This window comes from Microbacterium sp. As-52, assembly GCF_049949185.1.
Classification (GTDB): Bacteria; Actinomycetota; Actinomycetes; order Actinomycetales; family Microbacteriaceae; genus Microbacterium; species Microbacterium maritypicum_A.
This window is the reverse complement of sequence record NZ_CP188171.1, coordinates 3,113,303-3,135,744: the sequence shown is the minus strand read 5'-3', so window position 1 is coordinate 3,135,744 and position 22,442 is coordinate 3,113,303. Positions and strand designations below refer to the sequence as shown.

The following is a 22,442-nucleotide window of genomic DNA, read 5'->3' as shown; positions in this document are numbered from 1 at the left end:
GGATGCCGCGAGGACTCTTCCTCGCGGCATCCGCTTTTTCCGGGCCCGCTTCCCCGCTCTCGGTGCACACGCATGACCAATCGACGATTGCATGACCATTCGGCGGGACGGCACGTGCATCCGGCATCACCTCATGCAGGTGCGCCACTTCACGCACGAGCCCGTGCGAGCGCGGCCAGAATCGCAGCCTCGACCACGTCCCACGAGTACACGATCATCGAATAGTCGAAGCGGAGCGTCTCGAAGCCGAGGTCGGATGCCCGCGCGTCTCGCATGAGATCACGATGCCGTTTCGCGGCACCGTCGTGGTTCTCGCGACCGTCGGCCTCGAGGATGACACGATCTTCGATCACGAAGTCGACCCGCCCGACCCCGTCGACGGCCACCTGGGTGCGCACAGCGACTCCGATGAGATGGAGCCTCAGCCGCACCAGGGACTCCAGGCCGCTCTCGGCGTCCGGACGCGCGAAATCGACGAGCCAGCGCGCCGTCGCAGGAAGGGCAGAGCGGACGTGCGCACGCGCCGCAGCCGTCAGCATCCGCTTGTTCCAAGCCGACTCGTATGCGGCGAAGAAGAACTCCTCCCCGTAGCAGGCGTATGCGTGGGTCAACGCGACCTCGATCGGCGCGATGCCGACCTCCATGCGACCGCGGGTGAAGTGGCCGACGCAGCCGCAGTGCTCCGGGTGATGTCGCCGCCCGCCGAGCCCCATCCAGACATGCACTTACGTAGGAACCTCCAGCGTCCACACCTCCCTGATCCTCAAGGCACTCGCGCACGTGAGGGCGCCCCCGTGAGCCGCTGCAGCGACCACATCGGTCGCTGCGCGTCGAGATGCGAACACGCCCGGACGCACGCGGACGATACGACCCGCTCTGCACTCCGCGCCCAGCCGCGATCGCGAGCATCCGAAGGCCTGCAGCCGGGTTCCGCGTGCGACGCCTCCCAGGCGTTCGAGGAACACGTTGACGTCGATCATCGTCCGATTCTGAGGGCGTGCGCCCACTCGGGCAGTGCTCCTTCACGTAAACGGTGAGCACGAGTGCGGAACGCGCCGCCGTGCAGTCCGATTGATTCGCTTCCGCGTCTCAGGCGCATGACCACCCGACGAATGCATGACCGAGCACGACAAAGCATCATGCGATCGGGCGGGGTCCATGCGAACGGACGAAACGGCACCGAGCCGAAACAGCGGATGCCGCGAGGAGCGAGTCCCCGCGGCATGCGCTGTTTCCGTCGTCAGCTGAGCTCTCCACCCTCCAAGAGCTCGGTGACGAGGGCGGCGATGGCCGAACGCTCGGAGCGCGTCAGAGTCACGTGCCCGAAGAGGTCGTGCCCCTTCAGCGTCTCGATCACGCTGGCGATTCCGTCGTGACGTCCGACCCGGAGGTTGTCGCGCTGACCGACGTCGTGGGTGAGGATCACCCGGGAATTCTGGCCCATCCGACTCAGCACCGTCAGCAGCACGTTGCGCTCGAGCGACTGCGCCTCGTCGACGATCACGAACGCGTCGTGGAGGGAGCGGCCGCGGATGTGGGTCAGCGGGAGCACTTCGAGCAGTCCGCGCTCGATGACCTCCTCGATCACGTTTCCCGACACCACCGAGCCCAGCGTGTCGAACACCGCCTGACCCCAGGGCCCCATCTTCTCGCCCTGGTCGCCGGGAAGGTAGCCGAGCTCCTGCCCGCCGACGGCGAACAACGGCCGGAACACGATGATCTTCTTCTGCTGCTGCCGCTCCAGCACCGCTTCGAGTCCGGCGCAGAGCGCGAGCGCCGACTTGCCGGTACCGGCGCGTCCGCCGAGGGAGACGATGCCGACCTCCTGATCGAGCAGCAGGTCGATCGCGATGCGCTGCTCGGCCGAACGGCCGTGCATACCGAAGATGTCGCGGTCTCCTCGTACGAGTCGGTACTCGCCGTCGCCCGTCACCCGGCCGAGCGCGGAACCGCGCTCGGAGTGGATGATCAGTCCGGTGTTCACCGGGAGACCGCGTGCCTGCTCGCTGATGCCGACCTCGCTCTCGTAGAGGTCGCTGATGTCGTCACCGGAGAGGTCGAGCGTCGAGATGCCGGTCCACCCGGAGTCCACCGCCTGCTCGGCCAGATACTCCTCGGCGCGCAGGCCGAGAGAGGCGGCCTTGACGCGCATCGGCAGGTCCTTCGAGACGATCGTGACGTCCTGCCCGTCCTGCGCGAGGTGCATGGCGACCGAGAGGATGCGCGTGTCGTTGTCACTGAGGCGGATGCCGGCGGGAAGCACGGAGGAGTCGGTGTTCGCCAGCTCGACGCGGAGCGTGCCACCCTCGCCGACCTCCACCGGGAAGTCGAGCCGTCCATGCTCGATGCGCAGGTCGTCGAGGTGGCGCAGGGCCTGCCGTGCGAAGTAGCCGATCTCCGGGTCGTGGCGTTTGCCCTCGAGTTCCGTGATCACGACGACGGGAAGGACGACCGAGTGCTCCGCGAAACGGAAGAACGCCTGCGGATCGCTCAGCAGGACAGAGGTGTCGAGGACATACGTGCGCAGATCCTGATCCGGATCGGCGGACGATGCCCGGCTCGACGTCTTACGGGTGGACTGCTGCGCGGTGCTGGTGGACTGCTGCGCTGTACGTGTGGTCACGACCCACTCCCGACCCGGGGAATCCCGGCTATTCGAACGAGTCGACCAGGGGGTCACGAGTCGTCAACCTGAGGCCGACTCGAACGGGCGCCTTGCCCGATGCCTAGAACGTACGACCGTGCGGGTGATTAACCCGAATTCGACACGCCAATGATTCGTTACGCGCTGATGAACGTCTCGTTGCCGAACGCCCGCAGAGCATCGTCGAGGAGCTCGAATGTCGCGGCGTCGGTGCCCGCGTGCGGCGCGATCCGCACCGAGGCACCCCGTGCCGTGACGACCACTCCGGCGTTGGCGAGTGCCGCGGCGAGCCGCGCGGGCTCCTCCGGAGCGAGCGCGACGATGCCCGCACGCCGGCTGCGCTCGCGCGGGGAGCTCACCTCGATGCCGTGGCGGTCGGCGATCTCGATCACGGTGTCGACGTTCTGGGCGAGCCGCTCCTCGATCGAGACGACGCCGGCATCGCGCACGTCGCGCACGCCGATCGCGAGTCGGCCGGCCGCGAGCGTGTCGGGCTGGCTCACGGTGAAGGCGCGGGCCGACGGCGCAGGTGCAGGCAGTTCGTCGACGAACAGCCCCGCAGCCGTCGTGCCGGTGATACCGGACAACACGGGGGTGATGCGCTCTCGTGCACGGGGCGAGAACCACGCGAAGGCGCTGCCACGACCCGCGCGCAACCACTTGTAGCCGTGTCCGACCACCACGTCGGCAGCGGAGTAGTCGGCGTCGATCACACCGAACGACTGGACGGCGTCGACGATGAGCAGGCGGTCGGGCCCGATCGACTCGCGAAGCGCCGCGAGATCGACGCGGAATCCGGTGCGGAAGTCGACGTGGCTCACCGCCAGCGCGACCACCTCGTCATCGAGGGCCTCGATCACGGTGTCGGGTGTCACCCGCCCGTCGTCGGGTGTGATCCAGCGCGGTGCGACCGTTCGATCCGATGCCGTGGATGCGCGCTCCAGGGTCAGACTGACGCTCGGGAATTCGGCGGTGCTCGCGATCACGTCGCCGGAGAGCCCGAACAGCGCGTGCATGAGCCCGTGGGTCGACGACGGCTGCAAAGTGACGTCGTCGGCCTCCGCGTCCAGCAGCTCGGCGACGAGCTCCTGGGCCTGACCGATGCGCTCGGCGACCAGGGAGAGCGATGACGGCCGCCCGCTGCCGAGCAGATCGGCGTCGGCGAAGACCTCTTCACGGACGGACGGCGACAGCGGACCGAAGGCCGCCCAGTTCAGATAGCCGGACTCGGTGTCGAACGTGTCGACATAGTCCCGGAAAGTGCTCACTGCGTCATTGTGGCACGGCTCACAGGTCCCTGGTCCCCGGCCTCCCGACACCCGTTCAGCGCCCGAAGCGTCGGTCCCGATCGGCGTAGTCGCGGATCGCACGGAGGAAGTCCACCTGTCGGAGATCAGGACCCAGCGCCTCGACGAAGTAGAACTCGCTGTGCGCGCTCTGCCACAACAGGAAGTCGCTCAGCCGCTGCTCCCCACTCGTGCGGATCACCAGGTCGGGATCGGGCTGACCGCCGGTGTAGAGGTGCTCGCCGATCATCTCGGGCGTGAGATGGGCGGCGAGGTCTTCCAGCGTGCCGCCGGATGCCTCGTGCTTCGTGATGATGCTCCGCACCGCGTCGACGATCTCATTGCGTCCGCCGTAGCCGACGGCGAGATTCACGTGTAATCCGGTGTGATCCTTCGTGCGCTTCTCGGCGTCGGAGAGGACGCGCGCGAGTTCCGCCGGGAGGATGTCGGATCGGCCGACGTGCTTGACCCGCCAGTTGCCTTCACGGGACAGAGCCTCGGCGAGTTCGGCGATGATCTCGATGAGGTCGGCGAGCTCCGCGGAATCGCGCTTTCGCAGGTTGTCGCTCGAGAGCAGATACAGCGACACCACGCGCACACCGAGCTCGTCGCACCAGCCGAGGAACTCGCGCATCTTGGCGGCGCCCGCCCGGTGGCCCTCTGCGGGCGTGTCCAGTCCGAGCTGACGCGCCCAGCGACGGTTGCCGTCGATCATCATCGCAACATGATGCGGCACGCTGGCCGGATCGAGGTGGCGACGCAGCCGGCTGGTGTAGAGCCGATACAGCGGCCCTCGCCCCGGGCTCTCGCGTGACATCACCTCCCTACGCTACCGTGTCGAGGCCCGCGGCATCGTGTGTGCGCGCTGAGGATATGTGCCCTGTGGGGTATGCGCGTCGGCTTAGAGTGAGCACGTGAGCACTCCCGAGCCCTCCGGCCCCGACGTCCCCCAGCTGCCCCTGCTCGAAGCGGCCGCCGTGGATGCGGCGACCGAGGTCAAACCGACCTGGCGCGGATGGATCCACGCCGGCACGTTCCCGGTGGCTCTGATCGCGGGCATCGTCCTCATCGTCGTGGCCGATGGCGCCCCGGCGAAGTGGGCCTCCGCCGTGTTCATGCTCACCTCGCTGCTGCTCTTCGGCAATTCGGCGCTCTACCACCGCATCGACTGGCGGCCGAAGGTGAAGGTGCTGCTCAAGCGCATCGACCACGCCAACATCCTGCTGCTGATCGCCGGTACCTACACTCCTCTGGCGGTTCTGGCGCTCCCGCCCGCGAAGGGCGTACTGCTCCTCTGCCTGGTGTGGGGCGGAACCCTCGTCGGCATCCTTTTCCGGGTCTTCTGGATCCACGCGCCGCGCTGGCTCTACGTCGCCCTGTACCTGCTGCTCGGCTGGGCGGCCGTGATGTACATCGTCGACCTCATGAACGCGAACTTCGCGATGATGGTGCTGGTGATCGTGGGAGGCCTTCTCTACACGGGGGGCGCCGTCGTCTACGCGCTCAAGAAGCCCAACCCCTGGCCGGGGCACTTCGGGTTCCACGAGATCTTCCACGTGTGCACGGTGCTCGCGTTCCTGTGCCACTGGACCGCGTGCCTGCTCATCGCGCTGTCACCGCTGTCGCCCTCGATGGGCGCACCGTAGCGGTCGGTCAGCGAGCGGGCGTGTCGCCTTCGCCCTCCGCTGAGGTCGTGCCGTCGGCTGTCGATTCGTTCGCTCCGGGTGCAGCGGCACCGCCCTCGGCCCGCGCCGCTTCTTCGGCGTCCAGCTCGTCACGCACCTCTTCGCGGTACCGGACCCGGCGGATGCGACGGTTCATGTCCCAGATCAGCAGGATCACCGCGATCACGACCACGACGATCGCGGCGAAGCCGACGAACCCCGGGGTGACCGACACCGGATCGACGGTCATGCTCGGCGTCGGCATCGGGGTCTCGGACAGAGAGAACATGAATCGGCCTTTCGTACGCAGGTCGCATAACCTGGTAACACCAGCCTAACGACCGGAAGACCCACCTGTGACGACCGCACAAGAGCTCGACGAACGCTATGGCCGAACCCGACGACGCCGGACGCCGTGGATCATCGGTGGCGTGATCGCGCTGTTGATCGTGGGCGCGTTCAGCTGGATGACCGTCGCCCAGTCGATGGCGTCGGTCGACGCGGACGACCTGGGCTTCGAACTCGTCGACGAGCACTCCGTGAACATCAGCTTCCAGGTGACCGGCGTGCAGGGCAAGGATGTCGTGTGCGCCGTGGAGGCCCTCGACGAGGAGTTCGGCGTAGTGGGTTGGAAGATCGTCGAGATCGAGGCCGGAGACAGCCACTCCCAGGCCCGCTCCGTCACCATTCCGACCGTCTCGGCGGCCACCACAGGTTTGGTGAACGCCTGCTGGGTCGCTTAGACTCGTGCCAGACAAGACGACGCCCCGGCACCGTGCCGGGGCGTCTTGGCATATCCCCCGCAGCATGCCGGAGGGATCCCGAAAGAAGGAGCTTCGTCATGTCCACCGATGCTCAGGTTCCCTTCCTCACGCAGGAAGCGTATGACCGGCTCGTCGCCGAGCTGGAGCACCTGTCCACCTTCGGCCGCGACGAGATCGCCAAGCGCATCGAGGCGGCCCGCGAAGAGGGCGATCTCAAGGAGAACGGCGGATACCACGCCGCCAAGGACGAGCAGGGCAAGCAGGAGGCGCGCATCCGCACTCTCGAAGGCCTGCTGAAGACCGCCAAGGTCGGCGAGGCTCCTGCCAGCCGCGGGATCGTCGAGCCCGGCACCGTGGTCACCGCCCTCGTCGCGGGCGGTGAAGAGGTCTTCCTCCTCGGCAGCCGTGAGATCGCGGCCGGCAGCGACCTCGACGTGTACAGCGAAGCCAGCCCCCTCGGTCAGGCCATCCTCGGCCTGAAGGTCGGCGAGAAGTCCTCCTACGAGGCTCCCAACGGGCGATCGATCAGCGTCGAGATCGTGAACGTCGAGACCTACACGGGCTGAGCATCCTGTCAGAAGCGCCCCCGCATCCTGTCGGACGCGGGGGCGCTTCTGCGTGATCGATCGGTGTGCTCAATCGGGGACGAGGATGGGCTCGAAGCCGGCGCGGCGCAGCGTGTCGAGCGTGTGCTCCGAGTGCTCAGGTCCACGCGTCTCGACGCTGAGCTCGAGGATGACCTCGCTGATCTGGAGGCCGTGGCCGTGGCGGGTATGCATCGCCTCGATCACGTTCGCACCGGCCTCGGCGATGAGCTCCGACACGCGGGCCAGCTGGCCGGGACGGTCGGGCAGAGGGATGCGGATCGTGAGATAGCGACCGGAGGCGGCGAGTCCGTGGGAGACCACGCGCTGCAGCAGGAGCGGATCGATGTTCCCGCCCGACAACACGGCCATCGTGGTCCCGGTGGCCGACACCTTGCCGGCCAGGATCGCCGCCACACCGGCCGCACCGGCGGGCTCCACCACGACCTTCGACTGCTCGAGCAGGATGAGGATGGCCCTCGCCAGGTCATCGTCGGAGACGGTGACAACCTCGTCGACGAGCTCTTTGATGATGTCGAAGGGGACCGCGCCCGGTCGAGCGACCAGGATGCCGTCAGCGATGGTCGGTCGCGTCACGATGTCGACGGGCTCTCCGGCCTCGAGCGAGGGCGGGACCGCGGCCGCGTTCTCGGCCTGCACGCCGATGATGCGGACCGTGCGCCCGAGCTCGGCGGCGCGTGCCTTCACCGCCGCGGCGACGCCGGCGATGAGACCTCCCCCGCCGATGCCGAGCACGACGGTGTCGACATCGGGTGCATCTTCGAGAAGCTCGAGACCGAGCGTTCCCTGCCCGATCACCACGTCGCGGTGGTCGAACGGGTGGATCAGCACCGCCCCCGTACGCTCCGAGAATTCGGCGGCGAGACGCAGGGATGTCGCCACCGTCTCGCCCTCCAGCACGACCTCCGCTCCGTAGCCACGCGTGGCGAGCAGCTTCGGCACGGGAACGCCCAACGGCATGAAGATGGTGGCGGGGATGCCGAGCTCCTGCGCGGCGAGCGCCACTCCCTGCGCATGGTTTCCCGCGGACGCCGCGACCACGCCGCGCGAGCGCTCCTCGGCGCTCAGCTTCGACAGCCGGTACGCCGCCCCGCGGATCTTGAACGACCCGGTGCGCTGGAGATTCTCCATCTTCAGCAGGACGGGGGCTCCGAGGATGTCGGAGAGGGCTCGCGAGGGCAGCGTCGGCGTGTGCGAGATCACCTCAGCCAGACTCTGAGCGGCGTGCTCGAACTCGGTCAGGCTGGGGACTGCGCTCATCGATTCCTCCGTCTCCGCTCGCGCGGAACTGTGCTCCAGATAAGGTCTCCGCTCGGCCCGACGCCGGTGCGCCAGGAGCCCGAGCTGATGGTCACCGCGGCGACGTTGACGAAGGCCGCCAGCGGCACAGCGAAAAGGGCGCCGGGGATGCCGGCGATCATCGCGCCACCCGCCACCACGAGGACGACGGCGAGCGGGTGCACCTTGACCGCAGAACCCATCATGATCGGCTGCAGGATATGCCCCTCGATCTGCTGGACGGCGAGGACCACCACGAGCATCCAGAGCGCGATCCACGGACCGTTGTACACGAGCGCGAGGAACACGGCGACGGCGCCGGTCACCACCGCACCCACGATCGGGATGAACGAGCCGAGGAAGACGAGCACGGCGACCGGGAGCGCGAGGGGCACCTGGAGGAGGAACGCCCCGAGGCCGATGCCGATCGCGTCGATGGTGGCCACGAAGAGCTGGGTGCGCGCGTAGTTCACGATCGTGGTCCAGCCGTTGCGCGCGGCACCATCGACGGCCGGGCGGGCGCGACGCGGGAAGATCTTTAGGGTCCAGCGCCAGATCCCCGCACCATCGGCCAGCAGGCAGATGAGGATGAACAGCGCGAGCAGGGCGCCCGTGGCGACGTGACCGACCGTCGTGCCGATGGCGAGCGCGCCCGTCCAGAGGACCTGCGCCTGCTCGCTGATGAGATCCAGACCCTGCTGGAGGTAGTCGGCGATCTGCGTGTCCGAGAGGTTCAGCGGACCGTCGTGCAGCCACACCTGGAACTGATCGAACGCTTCGGTCGAGCGCGCCTGCACGTCGGGAAGCTGAGCCCGCACCTGCCAGACGACGAGCCACATCAATCCGGTGACGATGGCGGCCGTGCCGATCAGCGAGAGCGCGATCGCCAGCCAGCGCGGAAGACCACGTCGCAGCATCCACGAGAACGCCGGCCACAGCAACGCCGTGATGAGGATGCCCACCATCAGCGGGATGACGAGGAGCTTGAGCAGCATCACCAGCCAGATGAAGACGCCGATCGCGGCGGCGATCAGGAGCAGCCGCCAGGCATATCCCGCCGTTATCCGCAGGGGCAGGGGCACCGCCTCGTCGGCCTCGGTCGTCACGGTGCGGTCGGTGGAGACCGGGCGCGGACGGAACAGATCTCGCAGCCGGGGTCGCTGGTCCTCGCTCATCGCCCAAGTCTACGGTCATGCCGTATGCCGTCGGACGCATCCTTTCTCCGGGGGGTGGCATGTCGGCGGCCGGAGATACCCTGGCCGTGTGACCGACACCCTCAGCTCCACCCAGGCACGCCGCATCGCTCTGGCTGCTCAGGGCTTCACACGCACCCGCCCCGCATCGGTCACGGGGCGGCACGTGCACCGGGTCATGGACCGGCTCGGGGTGCTCCAGATCGATTCGGTCAACGTGTTCGCCCGGTCCCACTACCTGCCGTTGTTCTCGCGACTCGGCGCGTATGAACCCGCTCTCCTCGACCGCGTCTTCCTCTCCCGCACGACCCACTACGTGGAGTACCTCGCGCACGAGGCGACCTTCATCCCGATCCAGGACTGGCCGCTGTGGCGGTTCCGCATGGAGGACTTCCGTCGGCGGTGGGCCGGCGAGGACTCCTGGATGAGCAGCAACGCGCGCACGGTGCAGTGGGTGCAGGACGAGTTGCGCGCGCGTGGGCCGCTGCGGCCGGCCGACCTCCGCGCCGATGCACCCCGAGAGCGGGGAACGTGGTGGGACTGGGACGATGTGAAGCTCGCCCTCGAGCACCTGTGGCGTGTCGGCGACGTCGCGATCAGCGGGCGCCGCGGTTTCGAGCGCACGTATGCGCTGGCCGAGCATGTGATCCCCGACGGCATCCGCTCGGAGGAGGTCTCCCGCGCCGATGCGATTCTCGAGCTGACGCGTCGCGCGGCCCGTTCGAGCGGTGTCGCGACGCAGTCCGACCTCGCAGACTACTACCGGATCCGCGACCGGGCGGCCGTCGCCCGCTCGATCGCCGACCTCGCCGATGCGGGCGAGTTGCAGCCGGTGCAGGTGCGCGGCTGGGAACGTGGCGGGCGTCCGCTCGCGGCCTGGCGGCATCGTGACGCGGTGCTTCCCCGGGGAATCGATGCGGCCGCGATCCTGACCCCGTTCGACCCCGTCGTGTGGTTCCGCGATCGAGCACTCCGCGCGTTCGAACTCGACTACCGCATCGAGATCTATGTGCCGGCGGAGAAGCGTCGGTACGGCTATTACTCCTTGCCCGTCCTCGTCGGCGACCGCATCGTGGCGCGGGTCGACCTCAAGGCCGACCGCGCGACGTCGACGCTGCAGGTCCAGTCCGCCTGGTGGGAACCGCAGGCGCGCCCCGGCGATGCGGAACCGATCGCGGCAGAGCTCGCCCTCGCGGCGGGGTGGCAGGGTCTGGAGAACGTCTCGGTCTCCGGCTGGGGCGACGCCACCGATGCCCTGCATGCAGCGCTGGCGAACAGCCGTGCCGTGGGCCGTCATCTGCATGCGCGGGAGAGCCGGACGTGAGAAAGGCGCGCTGGTGGCTCATCGGCGGTGCCGCGGGACTCGTCCTGGCCGCCGCGTGCCTGTGGATCTGGCAGTCGACAGCCCACTCGTCCACTCCCGAGGAGGCGGCACTCGACTACCTGCACGCCCTGGAATCCGGCGACGCCGATGCTGTGGCGGCCACCGGGATGAAGGTCTCGACGACCGCCCTCGACGCGTTCGACGCCGCGACCTCTCTGATCGAGGATGCGGAGGTCACGCGCGTCCGTGAAGACACCGACGGAGCATCCGCCGTCGCCGACATCTCGTTCCGCCTGGACGGCGCGGAGCAGGAGGCGCAGCTGAGCCTCGGCGTCGTGGAGGACCGTTGGATCGTCGACTCCGCGGGTCTGGGCAGCCTGACCATCGAGTCGGGCATCGGCTCCGACGTGGCGATCGGCGACGCGACCATTCCGGCAGGGAAGGGTGTTCCGCTGCTGCCTGCGACCTACACCGTGGCTGTCGCGCCGACGACGCTGCTCGACGGCGAGAGATCGGTGTCGGTGCTGCCCGGCGCGAAGACCACGGCGACGGTCGATGTCGCCGTGCGCCCGGAAGCGACTGCTGCCGCACAGGACAGGCTCGACGAGCTCCTCGAGACCTGTACCGCCCCAGCCACCACGGAGGCGGAGGGCTGCGGAATCCGAATCCCCTGGGGGACGGAGTTCCGCGATGTGACCGGCATCCGCTATCGGATCGACGAGTCACCGACCATCGCGCTCTCCCCAGCCGGTTTCACAGCGGAGGGTGGAGTTCTCGTGGCCACCGTCACCGGGACCGGCCAGAACGGCGAACCTCGCACCACCACGTATCGCACCGACTCCTGGAGCCTGCGCGGCGACGTCTCATTCACCACTGACGGCCTCGTCCTCTCACCGTGGTGAGCGGGGTCTGGTCAGGCGGAGGTCATCAGAACTGCACGCGCGGTGGCTCGGAGATGGCGCTGCTGTCGGCGACCTCGAAGAACTCCCGCTCGGAGAAGCCCAAGCCCTTCGCGAACAGGTTGTTCGGGAACACCTTGATCTTGGTGTTGAGCTCGCGCACACCGCCGTTGTAGAAACGGCGTGCGGCCTGGATCTTGTCCTCGGTGTCGACCAGTGCCTGCTGCACCTGGAGGAAGTTCGTGCTCGCCTGCAGCTGCGGGTACGCCTCGGCGACCGCGAACAGGCTGCGCAGAGCCTGTTGCAGGTGTCCCTCGGCGATGCCTGCTTCCCCGGGGCCTCCCGCCGACAGCGTCTCGGCACGCGCGCGAGTCACGTTCTCGAAGACGGCCTTCTCATGGGAGGCATATCCCTTGACCGTCTCGATCAGGTTGGGGATGAGGTCGGCTCGTCGCTTCAGCTGCACCGTGATTCCGCTCCACGCCTCATCGACGCGGACGTTCAGCTGCACCAGCGAGTTGTACGTGGCCCACAGATAGATGCCGACGAGCAGGATCACTCCGACAACGATCAGTACCGGCACGAGCCATTCCATCAGAGGCCCACCCTTCCTCGTGTTTCTCTCATCCTAGACGCGCAGCCTGCACGTGGACTGGGCATGCCCGGCGACAACCGCAGACCGATCAGCTGCCGAGGACCCGTTCAAGATAGCGGTTGGCGAATCGACGTTCGGGGTCGAGGCGATCGCGCAGCGTGACGAAATCGTCGAACCGCGGGTACCGCTCCCGGAGCGTCTCCGCGGTCAGCGTGTGGAGCTTGCCCCAGTGCGGGCGTCCCCCGTATTCGTGCATGATCTCTTCGACGGCACCGAAGTACTCCGTGGGGTCGGCTCGCCAGTACCGGTGCACGGCGATGTAGGCGCTGGCACGCCCATGGGCCGTCGACAGCCAGCGGTCGTCGGCGGCCGCGAACCGCACCTCGATCGGGAACTCGATCCGCCACCCTCGTCGGTCGATGAGCGCCCGGACCGCCTGGAAGGCGGCCACGGCGTTCTCGGCGGGGATCGCGTACTCCATCTCGCGGAATCTCACGGTCCTGCTCTGGATGAGCACCCGGTGCGACAGCTCGGTGTATTCGCGATCGCCCGTGAGCTTGACGGCGAGCCGGCTGAAGGGTGGAGTGATCGCGGGGATGACCTGGCCCGCCGCGCACACCACGCGATACACGCCGTTCGAGAGCAGCGTCTCATCGATCCATCGCCCGACCGCCGGTAGCGGCTTGCGGACCGTCGCCTCCGGCATGCGCGTCTGGCGCTTGGTCAGGGCCACATCGGTGTGGGGGAACCAGTAGAACTCGAAGTGATCGGCGGCAGCGACGCGCTCGTCGAGGCTGGCCAGCACCTCGTCCAGGGCCACCGGCTCGTCGGTCGCGTGCATGACGAACGCGGGCACGCACTGGAGAGTCACCTCGACGACGATGCCGAGCGCGCCGAGGCCCAACGCCACGGCGGGCAGGAGCTCATTCTCGTGCTCCTCGTCGATGCGGAGGAACTCGCCGGCCGCCGTGACCATCGTGACACCGACCACCTGGGTCGCGAGGCCGCCGTATCCGGCTCCCGTTCCGTGCGTGCCCGTCGAAATCGCACCGGCGATCGACTGCCGATCGATGTCGCCGAGGTTCTCCATCGCGAGCCCGTAGGGCGCGAGCAGAGCCGGGATGCGGTGCAGCCGAGTGCCGGCGAGCAACGTCACGCGCCCGGTGGCGGCGTCCGCGGAGACGAGGCCCTGCAGGTCGTCGAGCTCGAGCAGGACGCCCGGGGCCACCGCGATGCCCGTGAAGCTGTGACCGGCGCCGACGGCTTTCACCGGCAGCCCGTGCTTGACTGCGGCGATCACCGCGCGCTGCACGCCCTCCGGGCTGCGCGGACGCTCCACACGCACGGGTCGGACCGAGGCCGAGCGGCCCCAGTTCTGCCAGGTGCCGCCGATTCTCGTCACAGGAAGGCCTTTCCCTCGCCGCGGTAGGTCGGCAGCTCGTCGATGATCTCGTCGCCCGAGACCAGGTGGTAACTCTCGATGCGCTCGGCCGGTTCGCCGCTCTTGGCATGGCGGAACCAGACCCGGTCCCCCACACCCAGCGACGTGGCCGTCGGACCCTGGAGCGGTGTCTGCACTTCTCCGGCCGCTTCCCGGGAGAGCGTGTGGAGCCCTTCCGGCCATACGGGACGCGGCTGACGGGACGCGACTGCGGGGCCGGAGGCGATCCAGCCTCCGCCGAGCACGGTGGCGATGTCGACGGCCGGGCGCCGCACCACGTCGAACGCGAACGCCGAGGCTGGGGCCGGTCGGAACGAACGGTACCCGTCGAACAGATGGCCGCCCAGGAGCCCGCTCCCCGCACTCGCCTCGGTGAGGGACTCATCGCTTCCGGTGAACTCGAGCGATCCGGTGCCACCGCCGTTGAGGATCTCCAGCGGAGCGATCGCGCCGACGGCGGAGACGATGGCTGCCCGGCGTTCCCGCAGCTCATTGCGCGAGCGGGCCTGCACCATCCGGATCAACGGCGCATCGGGGCCGGCGTCGTCGCCCTGGCCCGCGATCTGCGCGTCGTACATCTGCAGTCCGACGAGTCGGAATCCTGGCCGCGCGACCACCTTGCGAGCGAATGCCGCCACCTCTCCGGCGCTGAAGAGCGCCGAACGACGCACGCCGATGTGGCCGAGGAGCGACGAGCGCCAGGAGGCGTCGACGTCGATCGCGACGCGGAGTTCGGGGCGCGACCCCGGGCCGGCGACGCTGTCGATCAGATCGAGATGCACGAGGTCGTCGACCATCAGGGTGATGCGCTGCGCGGCCTGCTCGTCGGCGAACAGCCGTTCCAGTCCTCCGCGATCCACGGTCGGGTAGCCGAGCACGATGTCGTCGTGCGTCTCGGCGAGCCAGAGCGCTTCCTCCAGCGTGAAGGCGAGGATGCCGTGGAACCCGGGCAGCGCGAGCACGGCATCGAGCACGGATCGCACGCGCACCGACTTTGAGGCGACACGGATCGGCAGCCCGCCGGCGCGCACCAGAAGGTCCATGGCGTTGTAGCGGAGCGCCTCCCGGTCGATCACCGCGACCGGGGCGGGGAGATGCCCGGTCACGGCGGACAGGCGCGGCCAGTAGCGGGCCGGGTCCTCCCACTCGGGGGCGACCGCGGGCGCACCATGGACGGGGCTCAGTTCGTCGATGAGGTCGAGCACTCCCCCACCCTAAGGCCTCATCGGACTCGGGATCACCCCCTGCGGCACCGCGTCGCATGCGGGCACGGCGATAGGCTGGCGGCGGGGCCCCCGTAGCCCAATGGCAGAGGCAGGCGACTTAAAATCGCTTCAGTCTGGGTTCGAGTCCCAGCGGGGGCACACCGGGGTTCCGCCCCCGCCCTCTCAGTCTTCGACGTCGATGGCTCGCTTCTTCTCGCCCGAGGCCTCACGGATCCTCCGCACGATCAGGACGACGAGTGCGATCGCGATCGCCGAGTACACGACGTAGTCGAGATAGCCGAGATACTGCTCCAACTGCTCGTGCTGCGTGCCCAGCGCTGCGCCGACGCCCAGCAGGAGTGTGTTCCAGAGGCCGCTGCCGATGACCGTGTAGATGCTGAACGTCACGAGGTTCATGCGGGATGCGCCCGCCGGGATCGAGATGAGGCTGCGGACGCCGGGGACCATCCGCCCGACCAGCACGGTCCAACCGCCGCTGCGCACGAACCAGTCCCCTCCCCGCTCGAGGTCGGACCGGCTCACCAGCCGAGTGGCCGCCAGCATGCGCACGGCCCGATCCATGCCGATCGCGGCACCGAGTCCGTACAGCAGCAAAGCGCCCAGCAGGGACGCGAGAGTGCTCCAGAAGATCAACCACCCCAGGTTCAGGGCGCCGCTCTGGCTGAGGTACCCCGCGAACGGCAGGATGACCTCGCTCGGGATGGGGGGCACCAGGACTTCGAGGAAGACCAGCACACCCACCCCGACATCCCCGAGTGCGGTGAGGACGTCGGCCGCGAATCCGGTGAGCCCGGTGAAGCCATGATCGGCGGCAGCAGTGAGGACCATCCGCGATCAGCGCCCGAAGATGTCGCCGATACCGGGGATGCCGAGATTGCCGAGTTGCTCGCCCCACCCGCTCGCCGCATCGCCCAGACCCGACACGGTCTCGCCGGCCGAGCCCAGGAGCTCACCGGCACCTCCCGTGAGCGACTCGACGTCGATGCCGGCGGCCAGGGACTCGATGTCGATGCCCTCCGCCATAGCGCCGAAGTCGACGCCGCTGTTCGCGGCCTGCTCCAACAGGGGCCCCGCCACGGTGCTGAGGACGGCCCCGCCCGCCACCACGCCGAGCAATCCGACGGCCGCGCCGCCAGCCGCGACCGCCGCACCACCAGCCGCGCCACCGATACCGGCTCCACGTGCTCGCGACAGCAGTCCGCGCATCCGGCCCGGCTTCATGGCCTCAGCACGTCCGGCGGCGCGGGCGAGGTCGTCCGCCGACGAGGACCGCGGTCGCTCACCGGGTTCGAGCTCCTGCCTCATCCGGGCCTCGACCTGCGCGCGCTGGTCAGGTGTGAGGCGGGCGAACGCCTCGCGGTGGATCTGTTCGACACGCTGCGGATCCGCCGTCTGGAGGAGGTAGTCGTAGCGGGCGATGGCCGCTCGGTCGGCGTCGGTCACGGCGTGTGAGCCCCGCGCGGTTCCGGGAGGAGGCGGCGCGTACGGGTCTGCAGCAGATGGTGCCGTGTGCGCGGGACGCGGTCGTCCACCGGACGCGGCCGGCGGCGCGTACGGGTCGGCCGACGAAGGCCTGTCCTGGCCTGACGACCGTGCGGGGTCGGCAGGACCGCGGACCGCGTCGACTGCTCCACGGAGCATGCCTCCCCAGTCCGTCGACCGGGACCCGTCCTGCGAGCGCGATCGGTCGCCCGCGTGAGGGTCGCGCCCCGTGCCGGCGTTCTTCTCGAGTGCTTCGGATGCCATTCCGATCAGTCGGGAGAGCTTTCCCATGAGTGGTCCCTTTCGTGGTGCGGACCACCGCGGATCCACGACGCCGGGACGACGGCAGGGTTCTCTCGGCAGCCCGCGATGCGGGTGCCAAGGTCTCCTCCACCCTCACGGGCCGGCGGGCCGGAGCACGATCTCGTGCTCGTAATGACGACGTCGCCGCATTCGGGAGTACTCCCCTTGCTCGCGTGACGATACCGGCCGTACCTATGCATGGCCTCGGAGCCGCCCCGCAGAGACGAACATCGACCCCGACGCGGAGCGCGTGGGGGCCGATGTTCGTGTGCGAGCGTGTCTGCTACTTGGCGGCAGCCTCGGCCGGCTCGGGGGCCTTCTCGGCGGCGGGCTTCTTCGCTGCGGGCTTCTTCGCCGCCGGCTTCTTCGCAGCCGGCTTCTCCGTCACCTCAGCCGATGCGGCCGGAGCGGCCTTGGCCGCCGACTTCTTCGCAGCCGGAGCAGCCTTCGCGGCCGGAGCAGCCTCTGCCACGGGCGCGGCCGGAGCAGCCGGGCGCGGGCGCGCCGCGAACTCCTCGAAGACGTAGCGCGGGTTCTGCACGGTCTCGAGGTTCACCAGGTCGCGGCCGAGCCACAGGTTGTTCCACCAGCCCCAGATGACGCGGAACTTGCGCTCCCACGTGGGCATCGCAAGACCGTGGTAGCCGCGGTGCGCGACCCAGGCCACGAAACCCTTGAGGGCGATCTTGCCGGACTGGAAGACACCGTTGTACAGGCCGAGGCCGGCGACGGCACCGAGGTTCTTGTGGAAGTACTCCTTGGGCTTCTCTCCCCGGAGGACCGCGACGAGGTTCTTCGCGAGCAGCTTGGCCTGGCGGACCGCGTGCTGGGCATTCGGCACGCAGAAGCCGCCGACCCCGCCACCGGACAGGTCGGGAACGGCCGAGACGTCACCGGCCGCCCACGCTCCCTCGACGAACGCCTCCGGCGTTCCGACGCGCAGGTCGGCGCGGGTCTGGATGCGACCGCGCTCCTCGACCGGCAGGTCTCCGCCGCGGACGACGGTCGGGTTGGCCATGACACCCGCGGTCCACACGATGACGTCGGTCGGGATGACCTCACCGGTGGAAAGCTCGACGTTGCCGTCGACGGCGCTGGTCAGCTGCGTGTCGAGGTGCACGTTGGCTCCGCGCTTGGCCAGGTCCTTGAGCACCCACTCGCTGGTCTGCAGCGAGACCTCGGGCATGATGCGGCCCATCGCCTCGATGAGGTGGAAGTGCGTGTCGTCGAAGCTGATCTGCGGGTACTTGGCCACCAGCGCGGACGCCAGCGAACGCAGCTCGGCGAACACCTCGATGCCGGCGAAGCCACCACCGACGACCACGACGGTCAGCAGACGGTCGCGCTCAGGGCCGGCCGGGAGGGACGCGGCCTTGTCGAAGTTCGACATGACCTTGTCGCGGATCGCGACGGCCTCTTCGATCGTCTTCAGACCGATCGCGTTGTCGGCGATGCCGGGGATCGGGAAGGTACGCGACACGGCACCGGCGGTGACGACGATCTGGTCGTACGCGAACTCGTACGGCTCACCCACGGGCGGTGTGATGGTCGCGACCTTCTGCGCGTGGTTGATGTTCGTCACCTTGGCGGTGAGGACGTTCGTGCGCTTGAGGTGACGACGGTGCGCGACCACCGAGTGTCGCGCCTCGATGGAGCCGGCGGCGACCTCGGGCAGGAACGGCTGGTACGTCATGTACGGCAGCGGGTCGACCATGGTCACGTCGGCTTCGCCCTTGCGCAGGTGCTTCTCGAGCTTCCACGCGGTGTAGAAACCCGCGTACCCTCCGCCGACGATCAGGATCTTGGGCACAGTGCTGTTCTGAGGCACAGAAGAACTACTCCTCGGAGTCGGGGGTGTGGCGTACGGAAATGCGCGCCGATCGGATGCGCCGGGCAGCTGCGGTGACGCCAAGCGCTACCAGGATACCAGGGACGGTGAGCGCAATGAGCGGCAGGGTACCGTAGCGCAGTGAATCCGCGCTGGGAAGCAACGGTGAACCCGCCTCGGTCGGAGCGTCTGCGGCAGGAAGAGGGGGAACGGCGACCGGAGTCCTCGTCTCCACCGGCTGCGGTTCCGACTGCGCACGGCGGAACACGCGGATCCACTCCGCCAGGTCTCCCATGGGGTTCTCGCTCACTGCGGGGATGTTCGCAGAGATCGCCGCCGCCGCATCCACCAGCCCGTACCCGTACAGCGGATCCTGGGGCTTGATCGCATCGTCGACCGGAATCGCGGTCTTGATGATGCGGTTGATGACGTCGATCGCCTTGATGTCGGGGTGCGCCGAGCGGATCAGCGCCGCGACTCCGGCGACGATGGGCGCCGCACCGCTCGTGCCGCGCCAGGGGACGACCGAGCCATCGGCCGAGACACCGATCAGGCCTTCGCTGGGCGCCGAGATCCCGATCGTGATGCCCTGCGTCGACGCCTCGATGCTGGCCGTGCCCGTCTGGTCGACGCCGCCGACGGTGAGCACGCCGGGAATGGTCGCCGGGGCGCCGATGATGTTCGTCCCGCTCCCCCGGTTGCCGGCGGCGACGACCACCACCACGTCGTGCTCGAAGGCGTACAGGAACGCCTCGTCCCAGCTCTCGTCCCAATCGAGCGTGTTCGTGGTGAACGACAGATTGATGACGTCGGCCCCGTTGTCGACGGCCCACTTCATGCCCTTCGCCACCTGTTCCGTGAACGGCACCGCCGCGGCCGCACCGAAACCCACGGAGATCGAGAGCAGGTTGGCCTCCGGAGCCACGCCGATCATGCCCGTTCCGTCCGGTGCACCGCGTCCGGCAGCCAGCGAAGCCACCCAGGATCCGTGGTTGCCGTCGACCGCGCCCAGCGGGGTGCGTCCGTCCGGAGTCCCGGCCCCCGACACGTCCGTGCCCCCGACGACCGCGTCGCCGAAGACCGACGGCACCTTGCCGATGCCCGTGTCGATCACCGCGATCGTCACGCCCTTGCCGCGGGTCGTCTGCCAGGCCTCGCGGATGCGTGCGCCGTCGAGCCAGTACTCCGAGGCGCGGACCGGATCTGCGGGGTCATCGGGGATCGGCGGCGGCGTGGCGGAAGCGCCGATGAGCAGCACGGTCGCCGCGACCACCACGATGGCGGCAGCGCTGCGCAGCTTCCGGCGCGCGGTCATGCCGAGGGGGCCGCCCCGTCGCGCACGGCGGCACCGGGGTCTTCGCAGCGGCAGACCGAGGGCGACCATGAAGAGCGTGCGAGTGCGGCGTCGCCGATCGGGTTGACCCCGGGGCCCGCAGCCAGGGCATGTCCGGCCAGGGCGTGCAGGCACTTGACACGCGTGGGCATGCCTCCGGCGGAGATGCCGTCGATCTCGGAGACCTCTCCGAACTGCCCACGGTCGGCGAGATAGGCCTCGTGGGCTGCGAGGTAGGCCGCGGCCACGTCTTCGTCGTCGGTGAGGAGGGCGGCGAGCTCCGGCATCACCTGGGTGGCCTCGAGCGTCGACATCGCCGCGGTCGCCGCCGGGTGCGTCAGGTAGTAGAACGTGGGGAACGGCGTGCCGTCCGGCAGACGCGGGGTGGTCGCGACGACCGTCGGGTTGCCGCACACGCAGCGGGCCGCGATGCCCACCACGCCTCGGGCGGGACGACCGAGCTGAGCCGATACGACGGCGAGTTCGGCGGGCGTGGGGGCGGGGAACGGCGGCGTGGTCACCCCACCAGCGTAGGGGAGCCGCCAGGGAGGATGCTCGGAGCGAATGCTCAGGGAGCGACGGCGGCCGTGTCGCTGAGCCCGGTCGAGACCACGGTGCGCAGCAACTGCGGCATCCAGTCCGTCGGCGTCTCGACGAGCGTCTCGCTCACGGGGTCCTGCTCACGCGGAAGTGCTGCGGGGTCGAGGTCGTTGTCGACCAGGTAGACGACCTCGCCGGGCTTGACGTAGTAGAGGCGTTCGCGGGCCTGGGTGGCGATGTACGCGGGGTCGTTCCAACGCTCGCGTTCCGCGACGAGCGCCTCGATCTGGTCTTCGCTCACCTTCACCGATGCCTCGAGAGCAGCGATCTTCTGACGCTGATCGATGAAGGTCCCGAGCGTGGGCACGAGCACCCAGGCTCCCAGCACCACGAGAGAGAGCATGATGACGGAGAACGCCGAGAGCCGGATGCCGGATGCCCACTCGCGCACGTCGACGCGAGGCGCCTCGCCTCGGGACGCGCTCGACGCACGCCGAGACGACGTCGTCGCTGCCTGCGCCCGGGGCTTCGCGCCCTTCTTCGTGGGCGAGGGCGTCGGCTGCGCTCGCGGAGACGACGAAGGAGGAGCCGGTCGTCGTGCCACGGCTCCTCCTTCGTCGTGCCGGCTCAGCGGCGGTGTTCACCGCCGTGTCGGCGGCTTCTTCGATGTGTCGTGCGTTCAGGCCTGGTAGCGCGGGAACGCCGAGCGGCCGGCGAAGACCGCGGCGTCGCCGAGCTCTTCCTCGATGCGCAGCAGCTGGTTGTACTTCGCGACACGCTCGCTGCGGGCAGGGGCGCCCGCCTTGATCTGGCCCGCGTTGGTCGCGACGACCAGGTCGGCGATCGTGGTGTCCTCGGTCTCGCCCGAGCGGTGCGAGAGCATCGCCGTGTACCCGGAGCGCTGCGCCAGGCTGACGGCGTCGAACGTCTCGGTGAGCGTGCCGATCTGGTTGACCTTGACGAGCAGCGAGTTGGCGACGCCACGCTTGATGCCGTCGGCGAGACGCTGCGGGTTGGTGACGAACAGGTCGTCGCCGACCAGCTGGACCTTGGAGCCCAGGACGTCGGTGAGGTGCTTCCAGTTGTCCCAGTCGTCCTCGGCGAGAGCGTCTTCGATCGTGACGATCGGGAAGTCGTTCACGAGTCCGACGTAGTACTCGGTGAGCGCGGCGGCGTCCCAGTCCTTATTGTCGAGACGGTACACGCCGTCCTTGAAGAACTCGGTCGCGGCGACGTCGAGCCCGAGGGCGATGTCGGTTCCGGGCGTGAACCCGGCCTTCTCGATCGCCTTCACCAGGAAGTCGAGGCCCTCACGGTTGCTGGGCAGGTCGGGAGCGAAGCCGCCCTCGTCGCCCAGACCGGTCGCGTAGCCGGCGGCCTTCAGCTCGGCGCGCAGCACGTGGTAGGTCTCGACGCCCCACCGGAGTGCCTCGGAGTAGGTCTCCGCGCCGATCGGCGCGAGGAAGAACTCCTGCATGTCGATGCCGTTGTCGGCGTGCTCGCCACCGTTGATGACGTTGAACAGCGGAACGGGCAGCACGTGCGCGTTCGGGCCGCCGAGGTAGCGGAACAGCGGGAGGTCGGCCGAGTCCGCGGCGGCCTTGGCCACGGCGAGGCTCACGCCGAGGATGGCGTTGGCGCCGACGCGCTTCTTGTTCTCGGTGCCGTCGACATCGATCAGGATCTCGTCGACGATGCGCTGCTCGCTCGCCTCGACACCCTCGATCGCCGGTCCGAGCTCATCGATGATGGCCTCGACGGCCTTCAGCACGCCCTTGCCGCCGTAGCGGCTCTTGTCTCCGTCGCGGAGCTCGTACGCCTCGAACGCGCCCGTGGATGCGCCGGACGGAACGGCCGCCCGCTGCACGATGCCGTCGTCGAGGAGGACCTCCACCTCGACGGTCGGGTTTCCGCGCGAGTCGAGAATCTCGCGTGCGCCTACAGCCTCGATCAGTGCCACTGATGTGCTCCTTGCTCAGGGGGAAAACGTTGTGTGGAGCGTCGTCGATCCGCGCCCAGTCTAGCCCGGCCTCCCGA

At 68.8% G+C, this 22,442-nt stretch carries 22 protein-coding genes and 1 tRNA gene; 6 read left to right on the top strand and 17 right to left on the bottom strand.

Annotation, left to right across the window (positions count from 1 at the left end):
- Nucleotides 1–149: 149 nt before the first annotated feature.
- From ACLFA2_RS15150 to ACLFA2_RS15135, 4 genes are all read right to left on the bottom strand, one after another.
- Entirely contained in the window at nt 150–725 is a 576-nt protein-coding gene (locus tag ACLFA2_RS15150; RefSeq protein WP_426621578.1) for an endonuclease domain-containing protein, read from the bottom strand.
- 515 nt (nt 726–1,240) lie between these two features.
- Nucleotides 1,241–2,623 carry a PhoH family protein gene (locus tag ACLFA2_RS15145; RefSeq protein ID WP_426621577.1) on the bottom strand — a complete coding sequence of 461 codons (1,383 nt, stop codon included), beginning with the start codon at nt 2,621–2,623 and terminating at the stop codon, nt 1,241–1,243.
- 158 nt (nt 2,624–2,781) lie between these two features.
- Nucleotides 2,782–3,912, bottom strand: coding sequence for an aminotransferase class V-fold PLP-dependent enzyme (locus ACLFA2_RS15140; protein WP_036271866.1), 1,131 nt, complete (start codon nt 3,910–3,912; stop codon nt 2,782–2,784).
- A gap of 55 nt (nt 3,913–3,967) precedes the next feature.
- Nucleotides 3,968–4,747, bottom strand: a complete 780-nt coding sequence (locus ACLFA2_RS15135; RefSeq protein ID WP_029260386.1) for an isoprenyl transferase — start codon at nt 4,745–4,747, stop codon at nt 3,968–3,970.
- 97 nt (nt 4,748–4,844) lie between these two features.
- On the opposite strand from ACLFA2_RS15135, the gene trhA reads away from it, so the two are divergent.
- Entirely contained in the window at nt 4,845–5,576 is a 732-nt protein-coding gene (trhA, locus tag ACLFA2_RS15130; protein ID WP_426621576.1) for a PAQR family membrane homeostasis protein TrhA, read from the top strand.
- Between the two features lie 7 nt (nt 5,577–5,583).
- On the opposite strand, the gene ACLFA2_RS15125 is transcribed toward trhA, so the two are convergent.
- Nucleotides 5,584–5,883, bottom strand: a complete 300-nt coding sequence (locus ACLFA2_RS15125; RefSeq protein WP_021199543.1) for a hypothetical protein — start codon at nt 5,881–5,883, stop codon at nt 5,584–5,586.
- Between the two features lie 67 nt (nt 5,884–5,950).
- Here ACLFA2_RS15125 and ACLFA2_RS15120 point away from each other — a divergent pair, with 67 nt between their 5' ends.
- Both ACLFA2_RS15120 and greA read left to right on the top strand, forming a co-directional pair.
- Nucleotides 5,951–6,337 (top strand): DUF4307 domain-containing protein, encoded by a 387-nt coding sequence (locus tag ACLFA2_RS15120; protein WP_021199542.1) that lies wholly within the window; start codon nt 5,951–5,953, stop codon nt 6,335–6,337.
- 98 nt (nt 6,338–6,435) lie between these two features.
- Nucleotides 6,436–6,924, top strand: coding sequence for a transcription elongation factor GreA (gene greA, locus ACLFA2_RS15115; protein WP_021199541.1), 489 nt, complete (start codon nt 6,436–6,438; stop codon nt 6,922–6,924).
- A 69-nt stretch (nt 6,925–6,993) separates the two neighbouring features.
- Here the strand turns inward: greA and ilvA are convergent, their stop codons facing one another.
- Both ilvA and ACLFA2_RS15105 read right to left on the bottom strand, forming a co-directional pair.
- A complete protein-coding gene (ilvA, locus tag ACLFA2_RS15110) occupies nt 6,994–8,223 on the bottom strand; it encodes a threonine ammonia-lyase (protein WP_029266649.1) in 1,230 nt (409 codons plus the stop codon).
- Nucleotides 8,220–9,416 (bottom strand): AI-2E family transporter, encoded by a 1,197-nt coding sequence (locus ACLFA2_RS15105; RefSeq protein WP_021199539.1) that lies wholly within the window; start codon nt 9,414–9,416, stop codon nt 8,220–8,222. The genes ilvA and ACLFA2_RS15105 overlap by 4 nt, the downstream gene beginning before the upstream one ends.
- 88 nt (nt 9,417–9,504) lie before the next feature.
- Here ACLFA2_RS15105 and ACLFA2_RS15100 point away from each other — a divergent pair, with 88 nt between their 5' ends.
- Both ACLFA2_RS15100 and ACLFA2_RS15095 read left to right on the top strand, forming a co-directional pair.
- Complete coding sequence (locus ACLFA2_RS15100) at nt 9,505–10,758, top strand: winged helix-turn-helix domain-containing protein (protein WP_167254595.1); 1,254 nt, start codon at nt 9,505–9,507, stop codon at nt 10,756–10,758.
- Nucleotides 10,755–11,660: a hypothetical protein gene (locus tag ACLFA2_RS15095; protein WP_426621575.1), complete on the top strand. Its 906-nt coding sequence runs from the start codon at nt 10,755–10,757 to the stop codon at nt 11,658–11,660. The genes ACLFA2_RS15100 and ACLFA2_RS15095 overlap by 4 nt, the downstream gene beginning before the upstream one ends.
- A gap of 25 nt (nt 11,661–11,685) precedes the next feature.
- On the opposite strand, the gene ACLFA2_RS15090 is transcribed toward ACLFA2_RS15095, so the two are convergent.
- The 3 genes from ACLFA2_RS15090 to ACLFA2_RS15080 all read right to left on the bottom strand — a co-directional run bounded on the left by ACLFA2_RS15090 (nt 11,686) and on the right by ACLFA2_RS15080 (nt 14,898).
- On the bottom strand, nt 11,686–12,252 hold the full coding sequence (locus ACLFA2_RS15090) for a LemA family protein (protein WP_021199536.1): 567 nt from the start codon (nt 12,250–12,252) through the stop codon (nt 11,686–11,688).
- A gap of 88 nt (nt 12,253–12,340) precedes the next feature.
- On the bottom strand, nt 12,341–13,654 hold the full coding sequence (locus ACLFA2_RS15085) for a D-arabinono-1,4-lactone oxidase (RefSeq protein WP_347123054.1): 1,314 nt from the start codon (nt 13,652–13,654) through the stop codon (nt 12,341–12,343).
- The gene (locus ACLFA2_RS15080) at nt 13,651–14,898 is read right to left on the bottom strand and encodes an amino acid deaminase/aldolase (protein WP_347123055.1); all 1,248 of its coding nucleotides are present in this window, start codon (nt 14,896–14,898) and stop codon (nt 13,651–13,653) included. The genes ACLFA2_RS15085 and ACLFA2_RS15080 overlap by 4 nt, the downstream gene beginning before the upstream one ends.
- An 86-nt stretch (nt 14,899–14,984) precedes the next feature.
- Here ACLFA2_RS15080 and ACLFA2_RS15075 point away from each other — a divergent pair.
- Nucleotides 14,985–15,057: transfer RNA gene (locus ACLFA2_RS15075), tRNA-Leu, on the top strand.
- A gap of 24 nt (nt 15,058–15,081) precedes the next feature.
- On the opposite strand, the gene ACLFA2_RS15070 is transcribed toward ACLFA2_RS15075, so the two are convergent.
- From ACLFA2_RS15070 to eno, 7 genes are all read right to left on the bottom strand, one after another.
- Entirely contained in the window at nt 15,082–15,747 is a 666-nt protein-coding gene (locus ACLFA2_RS15070) for a DedA family protein (protein ID WP_347123056.1), read from the bottom strand.
- Between the two features lie 6 nt (nt 15,748–15,753).
- Complete coding sequence (locus ACLFA2_RS15065; RefSeq protein ID WP_231494486.1) at nt 15,754–16,362, bottom strand: hypothetical protein; 609 nt, start codon at nt 16,360–16,362, stop codon at nt 15,754–15,756.
- Between the two features lie 625 nt (nt 16,363–16,987).
- Nucleotides 16,988–18,514, bottom strand: coding sequence for an NAD(P)/FAD-dependent oxidoreductase (locus tag ACLFA2_RS15060; RefSeq protein WP_426622480.1), 1,527 nt, complete (start codon nt 18,512–18,514; stop codon nt 16,988–16,990).
- A gap of 25 nt (nt 18,515–18,539) precedes the next feature.
- The gene (locus ACLFA2_RS15055; RefSeq protein WP_029260395.1) at nt 18,540–19,847 is read right to left on the bottom strand and encodes a S8 family serine peptidase; all 1,308 of its coding nucleotides are present in this window, start codon (nt 19,845–19,847) and stop codon (nt 18,540–18,542) included.
- Nucleotides 19,844–20,386: a DUF501 domain-containing protein gene (locus ACLFA2_RS15050; protein ID WP_021199529.1), complete on the bottom strand. Its 543-nt coding sequence runs from the start codon at nt 20,384–20,386 to the stop codon at nt 19,844–19,846. The genes ACLFA2_RS15055 and ACLFA2_RS15050 overlap by 4 nt, the downstream gene beginning before the upstream one ends.
- Before the next feature lie 47 nt (nt 20,387–20,433).
- On the bottom strand, nt 20,434–21,009 hold the full coding sequence (locus tag ACLFA2_RS15045; RefSeq protein WP_021199528.1) for an FtsB family cell division protein: 576 nt from the start codon (nt 21,007–21,009) through the stop codon (nt 20,434–20,436).
- Between the two features lie 75 nt (nt 21,010–21,084).
- Entirely contained in the window at nt 21,085–22,365 is a 1,281-nt protein-coding gene (eno, locus tag ACLFA2_RS15040) for a phosphopyruvate hydratase (RefSeq protein ID WP_021199527.1), read from the bottom strand.
- Nucleotides 22,366–22,442: the final 77 nt, after the last annotated feature.

Bases quoted from the DNA above. Each gene is read 5' to 3' on its own strand.
- ACLFA2_RS15135 (WP_029260386.1), bottom strand. From the start codon at position 4,747: ATGTCACGCGAGAGCCCGGGGCGAGGGCCGCTGTATCGGCTCTACACC.
- ACLFA2_RS15125 (WP_021199543.1), bottom strand. From the start codon at position 5,883: ATGTTCTCTCTGTCCGAGACCCCGATGCCGACGCCGAGCATGACCGTC.
- greA (WP_021199541.1), top strand. From the start codon at position 6,436: ATGTCCACCGATGCTCAGGTTCCCTTCCTCACGCAGGAAGCGTATGAC.
- ilvA (WP_029266649.1), bottom strand. From the start codon at position 8,223: ATGAGCGCAGTCCCCAGCCTGACCGAGTTCGAGCACGCCGCTCAGAGT.
- ACLFA2_RS15105 (WP_021199539.1), bottom strand. From the start codon at position 9,416: ATGAGCGAGGACCAGCGACCCCGGCTGCGAGATCTGTTCCGTCCGCGC.
- ACLFA2_RS15090 (WP_021199536.1), bottom strand. From the start codon at position 12,252: ATGGAATGGCTCGTGCCGGTACTGATCGTTGTCGGAGTGATCCTGCTC.
- ACLFA2_RS15070 (WP_347123056.1), bottom strand. From the start codon at position 15,747: ATGGTCCTCACTGCTGCCGCCGATCATGGCTTCACCGGGCTCACCGGA.
- ACLFA2_RS15055 (WP_029260395.1), bottom strand. From the start codon at position 19,847: ATGACCGCGCGCCGGAAGCTGCGCAGCGCTGCCGCCATCGTGGTGGTC.